This window comes from Streptomyces marokkonensis, from assembly GCF_039539045.1.
Taxonomy (GTDB): domain Bacteria; phylum Actinomycetota; class Actinomycetes; order Streptomycetales; family Streptomycetaceae; genus Streptomyces; species Streptomyces marokkonensis.
Genome location: NZ_BAABCQ010000349.1, coordinates 1 through 2,212, shown reverse-complemented (window position 1 = coordinate 2,212; position 2,212 = coordinate 1). Strand labels below are relative to the sequence as shown.

Here is a 2,212-nt window from a genome sequence, read left to right as displayed (position 1 = left end):
GCGCCCGACTTCGCGCAGCTGGTCGAGATCCACCGCAAACCCGGCTACGACCCGGTCGAACTGTTCATGGACCCCCTCGACCCCTACGTCAAGGTCAAGGCGGCCTCCGCGCTGGCTCGCAAGAAGCTCGGCATGCGCTACCGCATGGCGGTCGTGCCCCTGGACGCCTCACCTATTCGGGGCAGCCACGGTCGCCTCCCCGCGAGCGACGACGACGGTCCGCTCCTCATCTGCTCCACCCCCCGCGCTGTCGGAGACCGCGTCGCGGCCACCGATGTGAAACAACTCCTGCTCCGGCTCGCCGGACTCGGCTGACCTGCCACCAGGCGAAGCCTGCCGAGATCCAGCTACTGAGAGTGAAACACACGGCACTGACAACGGCCCGCCCCGGCGTCATCGGGGCAGGCCACGACCCAGAAGGCAGGCACCCGTGACCCTGTTCCCGGATCCCTCCCGCACCGACGCCACCACGGACCCGGCCGCCGCCGACGGCCCGGGCGAAGACCTGCGCCGCACCCTCGGAGTGGGCCGGCGCCGCTTCCTCAGCACCTGCACCGCCGTGGCGGCCGGAGCCGTCGCGGCCCCTGTCTTCGGCGTCGCCCCCGCCCTCGCCCACGGCCGGGGCAGAGACCACGACCACGGTGACGGGCACGGGCACGGGCACGGCCGGCACGCCCTCGTCCCGGCGGACAAGCGGGGCATCATCCTCTACACCGTCCGGGACGCCACCGCCCGCGACCCCCTCGCCTCCGACCTGCCCTCCGGCTTCCGCGAGGTGTTCAAGCAGCTGGCCCGTCACGGTTACCGCCAGGTGGAGTTCGCGGGTTACCGCCAGCACGCCAACGCGCCGGGCGGCGCCGACCTGGAATCCGTCGAGGGCGCCAAGCTGCTGCGCTGCTGGCTCGACGACTACGGTCTGCGTGCCCAGGGCAACCACGGATTCATCCCGTCCTCCTGGCCGCTGACCGTGGCGGACAAGGACACTTTCAAGAAGCACCTGGAGATCGCCAACATCCTCGGGCTGGATCACATGGGCACCGGTGGTGACCCCACCGGCAGCTCGTACCGCGCGGACTGGGACGTGGCCGCCGACAAGTGGAACGCGCTCGGCGCGATAGCCCGCCGGGAAGGCGTCAAGCTCTACACCCACAACCACGACAGCGCCTACGGCTTCCTGCTCGACGGCGGCCCGCTGGACGACCAGGACCGGCCGACCCGCAGCTCGGGCATCCGGAAGCTGGAGTACTTCCTGAAGAACACCGACCCGAAGTCGGTCTGGCTGGAGATGGACATTTTCTGGGCGCACGTCGCCCAGTACAAGTTCCACACCTATACGGCCCACGACGGCTCCACCCGCAAGAGCGTCTTCGACCCGGCCGGTGTCGTCGTCCGCAACAACAGGCGCTACCCGCTGTTCCACGCCAAGGACGGCGTCGTCAGCACGACCAACGGCATGGGCTACGACATGGTGCCCTTCGGCACCGGCGTCATCGACTACACGACGTTCTTCTCACGGGTCGGGCAGCGCAACTACCACAACCCGATGATCGAGGACGACAACTCCCCGAGCGCCACCGATCCCGCGCAGTCGCTGCGTGAGGCCAAGATCAGCTACGACAACCTGGCGGCCCTGCGCAAGCGTCGCCGCTAGCCACCCCGGGCAGCACACGGCGGCGGTTCTTCCCGTGAGCCACCTCGCGGGGGAGGGCCGCCGCCATACCGCTGAGCCGGCCGTACCGCTGAGCGGGCCGTGCCGGGGCGGCGCGGTCATTCACGCTGTTCCGTCCTCGAACACGGTCCAGCGCCTGCACGGTGGTCGTCGGATCGTTGACCGCGCTGGACAGGGCCCGCAGCGCGATGTCGGACAGTTGACGGAGCCCGAACGCCAGATCCTGGTGGAAGATGCGCTCCACTCCCACGGGCAGCGAGAACCGCAGCGCCCGGCCCGGCGGAGCCTGTCCGCGGACGCGGGTCCGGGTAATCACCCAGTTACTCATGGTGTGACCTTAGGTGTGGCGGAGCCGCCGGTTCCGGGCCGCCGCCCGGAGGGAAGGGTGGGCACGGGCGAGGGCGGGGCAGGGGAAGGAAACGCAGGTGAAAGGCGCTGCGAAACCTTGGTATGGTTGTCCATGTCGCCGCGGGGAAGGTCCCGCGCAACGACAGACACCTTGTCCGGGTGGCGGAATGGCAGACGCGCTAGCTTGAGGTGCTA

The 2,212-nt window shown here is 69.6% G+C and carries 1 protein-coding gene and 2 pseudogenes; 2 read left to right on the top strand and 1 reads right to left on the bottom strand.

What is annotated here, in order from left to right; translation table 11 throughout:
• Positions 1-315, top strand: a pseudogene (locus ABEA26_RS35775) (alkaline phosphatase family protein); the annotation flags it as partial.
• 115 nt (positions 316-430) lie between these two features.
• Positions 431-1,651, top strand: a complete 1,221-nt coding sequence (locus tag ABEA26_RS35770) for a sugar phosphate isomerase/epimerase family protein (protein WP_345598217.1) — start codon at positions 431-433, stop codon at positions 1,649-1,651.
• Between the two features lie 139 nt (positions 1,652-1,790).
• On the opposite strand, the pseudogene ABEA26_RS35765 reads toward ABEA26_RS35770, so the two are convergent.
• Positions 1,791-1,952, bottom strand: a pseudogene (locus ABEA26_RS35765) (DUF2254 family protein); the annotation flags it as partial.
• Between the last annotated feature and the right edge of the window lie 260 nt (positions 1,953-2,212).